The organism is Caulobacter sp., from assembly GCF_035254145.1.
Classification (GTDB): Bacteria; Pseudomonadota; Alphaproteobacteria; order Caulobacterales; family Caulobacteraceae; genus Caulobacter.
On sequence record NZ_DATFAV010000097.1, the window covers coordinates 1 to 5,506 of the forward strand.

The 5,506-nt window shown below is 68.8% G+C and carries 6 protein-coding genes; 2 read left to right on the forward strand and 4 right to left on the reverse strand.

The window, feature by feature from the left end; all coding sequences use genetic code 11:
* Nucleotides 1–686: anthranilate phosphoribosyltransferase (trpD, locus tag VJ655_RS05545; RefSeq protein ID WP_324110070.1), on the reverse strand; the 686-nt coding region annotated here is incomplete at its 3' end.
* 10 nt (nt 687–696) lie between these two features.
* Nucleotides 697–1,293 carry an aminodeoxychorismate/anthranilate synthase component II gene (locus VJ655_RS05550; protein WP_324110071.1) on the reverse strand — a complete coding sequence of 199 codons (597 nt, stop codon included), beginning with the start codon at nt 1,291–1,293 and terminating at the stop codon, nt 697–699.
* A 115-nt stretch (nt 1,294–1,408) separates the two neighbouring features.
* Between VJ655_RS05550 and VJ655_RS05555 the strand changes: the two genes are divergently transcribed.
* Nucleotides 1,409–1,615, forward strand: coding sequence for a hypothetical protein (locus VJ655_RS05555; protein ID WP_324110072.1), 207 nt, complete (start codon nt 1,409–1,411; stop codon nt 1,613–1,615).
* 28 nt (nt 1,616–1,643) lie between these two features.
* Here VJ655_RS05555 and trpE read toward each other — a convergent pair whose 3' ends face one another.
* Nucleotides 1,644–3,194, reverse strand: coding sequence for an anthranilate synthase component I (gene trpE, locus VJ655_RS05560; protein WP_324110073.1), 1,551 nt, complete (start codon nt 3,192–3,194; stop codon nt 1,644–1,646).
* Nucleotides 3,194–5,155, reverse strand: coding sequence for a peptidylprolyl isomerase (locus VJ655_RS05565; protein WP_324110074.1), 1,962 nt, complete (start codon nt 5,153–5,155; stop codon nt 3,194–3,196). The genes trpE and VJ655_RS05565 overlap by 1 nt, the downstream gene beginning before the upstream one ends.
* Before the next feature lie 139 nt (nt 5,156–5,294).
* Between VJ655_RS05565 and VJ655_RS05570 the strand changes: the two genes are divergently transcribed.
* On the forward strand, nt 5,295–5,506 hold a 212-nt coding region (locus tag VJ655_RS05570), incomplete at its 3' end, for a triose-phosphate isomerase (RefSeq protein ID WP_324110075.1).

Consider the following 5,506-nt stretch of genomic DNA (forward strand, 5'->3'; position numbering starts at 1 on the left):
GTCAGCTCGTCCAGGCCCGAGCCGTGCACCGACCAGGCGCGCTCGGCGCCCAGCGCGCCCAGGGCCTTGGCGATCGGCTCGACGAAGCGAGGGGTCGAGACGCCCACCACCTGCCGCCTGGCGCCGGCCGGATTGGTCAGCGGACCCAGCAGATTGAAGATCGTACGGAAGCCCAGCTCCTGGCGGATCGGCGAGACGTGCCGCATCGCCCCGTGGTGAGCCTGGGCGAACAGGAAGCAGATGCCGGCCTCGTCCAGGGCCCGGCGCTGTTGGGCGCGGGTGGCGTCGATATTGACGCCCAGGGCGGTCAGGACGTCGGCGGTGCCGGATTTGGAGGTGACGGCGCGGTTGCCGTGCTTGGCGACCTTCAGCCCCCCGCCGGCCGCGACGAAGCCTACGGCGGTCGAGATATTCAGGGTGTGAAGGCCATCGCCGCCGGTGCCGCAGACGTCGATGACCTCATACGGATGCTCCAGGTGCACGGCGGCGCGGCGCATGGCGCGAGCGCAGGCGGTGATCTCGCCCACCGTCTCGCCACGCAGGCGCATGGCGGTGACGGCGGCGGCGACCTGAGCCGGGGTGGGCTCGCCCCGCAGGCAAGCGGCGAAGAACACCTCGGCGTCCTCCTCGCCCAGGGTCTGGCCGTCGGCCAGCTTGGCCAGCAGGGGCTTGAATGCGTCGGACATGAAAGGCGACCTAGACCCAGACCGCCGCGTCGCGCTTGACGCCGGCCAGGTCCATGAAGTTGGCCAGCAGCTGATGGCCGCCCTCGGTGGCGATCGATTCCGGATGGAACTGGACGCCGTACACCGGACGGGTCCTGTGCTGCACGCCCATGATCTCGCCGTCGTCGGTCCAGGCGGTGACCTCCAGCTCGGGCGGCAGGTCTTCCTTGCGGACGGCCAGGCTGTGGTAGCGCGTGGCGGTGAAGGGGTTGGGCAGGCCCTTGAAGATCCCCTTGTCGTTGTGGCGAACCTTGCTGACCTTGCCGTGCATCACCTGCTTGGCGCGGATCACCTCGCCGCCATAGGCCTGGCCGATGGCCTGGTGGCCCAGGCAGACGCCCAGGATCGGCAGGTCGGCCGGCGCGCCACGCAGCAGCGGCAGGCAGATGCCCGCCTGGTCCGGCGCCTTGGGGCCCGGCGACAGCAGCACCGCGTCGGGCTTGAGGCCAAGCGCCTCCTGCACCGTCAGGGCGTCGTTGCGGTAGACCTGCGTCTCCGCGCCCAACTCGTTCAGATAGTGGACGAGGTTGTAGGTGAAGCTGTCGTAGTTATCGATGACGAGGATCATGACGCCGCCTTTCGAGATGCGGTTCTAGCGCGGGCGGGGACGATGTGTAGCGCCATTTTTGCCTGCGGCTTTCAGTAACGGTTACAGCGGTCGCGGTCTTGAGCATCATAGACGCATGGACCCGCGTGATTCCGCTCTGGACCCTGTCGCCGTCGCCTATGTGCGCGCTTTGCTGCGGCCGAAGACCCGCGCCCAGAAGATGGCGCCGGTGCTGGCCGCCGCGGCCTTCGCCGCGGTCTGCGCGATCAGCTTCGCCACGGTCATGGTGCTGGCGCCGCCGACGGTCACTCAGCACCTTCCGGACGATCGCCTCGGCGACTAGTCCCAGGCGGAAGAAGCAGCCTTAAGGCTCAGCTGAATCGCCAGGCTTCCTCGGCCGCGCGCTTCAGGGCGCGGGACTTGTGCAGGGTCTCGTCATATTCGGCGTCCGGATCGCTGTCGGCGACGATGCCGCCGCCGGCCTGCACGTACATCATGCCGTCCTTGACCAGCGCCGTGCGCAGCACGATGCAGGTGTCGACCGAGCCGTCGGCGCCGAAATAGCCGACCGCGCCGGCATAGCCGATACCGCGCTTCTCGACTTCCAGCTCGTCGATGATCTCCATGGCCCGCACCTTGGGCGCGCCCGAGAGCGTGCCGGCGGGTAGGGCGGCCATCAGCACGTCCACCGGATCGACGTTTTCGGGCGCGTTGCCCTCGACGTTCGAGACGATGTGCATGACGTGGCTGTAGCGCTCGATCTTGAAGCTCTCGGTCACGCGGACGTTGGGGCCCTTGGGACGCTCGGCCATTCTCTGCTCGGGGGGCGTGTTGCGCCCCGTCTGATTCAGCATCGCCACGCGGCCGACGTCGTTGCGGCCCAGGTCCAGCAGCATCAGGTGCTCGGCGCGCTCCTTGGGATCGGCCAGCAGTTCGGCCTCCAGCGCCGCGTCCTCTTCGGGCGTGGCGCCCCGGGGACGGGTGCCGGCGATCGGCCGGATGGTGATCTTGCCGTCGCGCAGGCGGACCAGGATCTCGGGGCTGGAGCCCACCAGGTGGAAGCCGTCCAGGTTCAGGAAGAATAGGAACGGCGACGGATTGGTCCGGCGCAGCGAGCGGTAGAGGGCGAACGGCGGCAGGTCGAAGGGCGCGCGGAAGCGGTGGCTGGCCACGACCTGGAAGATGTCGCCGGCGGCGATGTAGTCCTTGGCCTTGGCGACGACCTCGGCGTAGTCGGCGCGGCTGACCGGCGTCGTGAAGTCCATCGGACCGCGAGGCGCGCGCGGCGCGTCGTGGGCCAGCGGTTGATGCAGGTCGGCCATCACCGTCTCGATCCGCGCCCTGGCCGCGGCGTAGGCCTCCTGAGCGGAGACGCCGGCCTTGGGCCGCACGGCCGTGGTCAGGATGATCTCCTGGGCGATGGCGTCGAAGATGGCGACGATCTGCGGCCGGGTCATGATCCCGTCCGGCAGGCCCAAAGTGTCCTCGTTGATGTCCGGAAGACGCTCGACCAGCCGCACCAGGTCATAGCCCAGGGCGCCGAACACGCCGGCGGCCATGGGCGGAAGGCCCTTGGGCAGTTCCATCCGGGCCTGGGCCACCAGGTCGCGAAGACTGTCCAGCGCGCCGCCCGGCTGGGGCGTGTAGCGGCCGGCGGCGATGTCGTCGCCCTGCGCGATCTCGGCCTGGTCGCCGCGGCAACGCCAGACGAGGTCGGGGTTCATCGTGACGATCGAGTAGCGGCCGCGCCAGGCGCCGCCCTCGACGCTTTCGAACAGGAAGCTGTAGGGACGCGTCTGGGCGATCTTCAGATAGGCCGAGACCGGGGTCTCGAGATCGTCGATCAGACGGGTCCAGACGACTTGCTGACGTCCGGAATCATAGGCTTCCGAAAACGCGTCGAAGGCGGGCTCCAGGCTCATTACTCGGCTTTCTTTCCGGCCTTGCCGGCTTCGGCCTTGGCCAGGGCGTCGGTGTCGACGCCGATGGCCTGGCGGGCCAGGGTCAGATTGCTCTTGCTCTTCAGCTGGGCCTTGGCGGCGTAGCGCGAGGCCTCGCCCAGGTCCCGCATCAGTCCGCTGGCGGCCTGGGTCTGGGTCAGGACGGTGATCCGGGCGACGTCGGCGGTCGGCGCGGCGCGGATCGCCTCCATCTTGGCCACGACGAAGGCCTCGCCCTGCTGGCCAGCGCGAGCTGTGAACACTTCGTTCGGCTTGGCGGAGAAGGCCGCGCCCAGGAATTCCTGGCCCAAGCCCATGTGTTGCTGAGCGTTCTGGCGCGACAGGCCAGGCACGCGCTGGACGTTCGACTGGGCCGAGGCGGCGACGGCTTCCAGCGACTCGCCCTTCTTGACGCGGGCGGCGAGGGCGTCGGCCTTGGCCTTCAGGCGCTTGCCCATTTCCTGGCCCAGCCACACGGCGGTGAGCTGCGGCTTGATCTCGGCCAGGGGCGGCATGGCGGCGGGGACCACCTTCTCGACCTTGACGGCGTAGTATTCGCCCTTGCCGGCCTCGATCAGATCGCTTTCGCCGCCTTGGGGCAGGCCGAAGGCGGTCTTGACCATTTCGGGGGTCAGGCCGGCGACCGGCTGACCCATCTGATCGGCGCCCTGGGCGGTGATCGGCGCGGTCGTGACGACCATGGCGCCGGCCTTGCTGGCGGCGGCGACCAGATCGGCGCCGGCGTCATGGGCGTCCTGATAAGCCTGGGTCTGATCGTAGGCCTTGCTCTGGGCGGCCTGGGCGCGGACCTCGGCTTCGATTTGTGGTCGCACGCTGTCGAGAGTGGCGGCGACGCCCGGCGTGACCTTGGTCACCTTGATGACCGAGACGCCCAGCTCGCCCGTGATCGGGCCGCTGACCTGGCCGGCGGCCAGGCCGAAGGCCGTGTCGGCGACCTTGCGGTCGGGCAGGGCGGATTTGGGCTTGTCGACCAGGGCGACCGGCGACTTGCCGAAGGCCTTGGCGACGGTCGCCGGATCCTCGCCCTTGGCCAGGCGCTGCGAGATCGTCGCGGCGGTCTTGGCGTCGGGAGCGACGATCTGGATCAGCGAACGGGTTTCCGGCTTGGCCAAGCTGTCCTTGCGGAAGTTGAAGGCCTTCTGGACGTCGGCGGGGTTCGGCGTGATCGTCGGCTCCAGGGCCGTGGCGCTGACCCGCATGATCGACAGCACGCGGGTCTCGGGGCGCGTCAGGCGCTCGGCGTTTTCCTTCATGAAGGCGGTCAGTTGGGCGTCGGTCGGCGGGGCGGGCCTTTCGACCGACGCCGGGTTCACGGCGAAGGCGGCGACGTCACGCATTTCCAGCCCATAGGCGGCCTGCAGGGCGGCGTAGACGCGCGGCGCCTTCAGACCCGCGGCGACGGCCGAGAAGAAGTGCGTCTGGGCGATCTCGTCGCGCAGCGAGGCCTCGTACGATTGCGGCGTCAGATTGTTCTGGGCCAGCAGGGCCGCGTAGAGCTTCGGATCGAACTTGCCGGTGATCGAATCGAACGGACGCTGGCCGGGCGGCAGCTGGCTCATTTGTTCGTGGACGATCTTGGCGATCAGCTTGTCGGACGGAACCACGCCCATCTTGGTGATCGCCGCGGCGATCGATTCCTGCAGCACCAGTTCCTGGACGATCTGGCGGTCGATGCCGCGCTCGACGGCCTGGTCCGGGGTCAGCGGCTCGCCATTACGGCGCTCGACCTCCTTGCGGTAGTTGTCGAAGCGCAGCTTGAAGTCCTGTGGCGACATGGTGCGCGAGCCGGCGCTGATCACGCCCGAGCCGCGAGGCCCCTTGAAGACGTCGCTGATGCCGAAGATGGCGAAGCTGACGATCAGCAGGCCAAACAGCAGAATCGCGAACGGCGATTTGGCGAAGGAGCGGAAACCGGCGAGCATGAGGGCAAGAACCTTCCAGTCGGACCGCCGAACAAGCGAGCAAGGCGGTCGAGAGCAGCGGGTATAGTAGAGCCGTGGGCGAGGGAGCAAGCGGCGCGGGCTTGACTTCCCAAGGGAGGATGTCCCCAAGAAGGCGCTCATGACCCTTTCGAGCACGACTCCCCGGCCGCTGATCGCCGGAAACTGGAAAATGAACGGCCTCTCGGCGGCCCTGGACGAGGCCCGCGCCGTCGCGGCGGCGCTGGACCAGCGTCCAGCCGCCGCGCGCGTGGCCATCTTCCCGCCGTCCACCCTGCTGCACCGCCTGGCGGAGGCCGTCGAAGGCTCCTCCGTCCTGACGGGCGGCCAGGA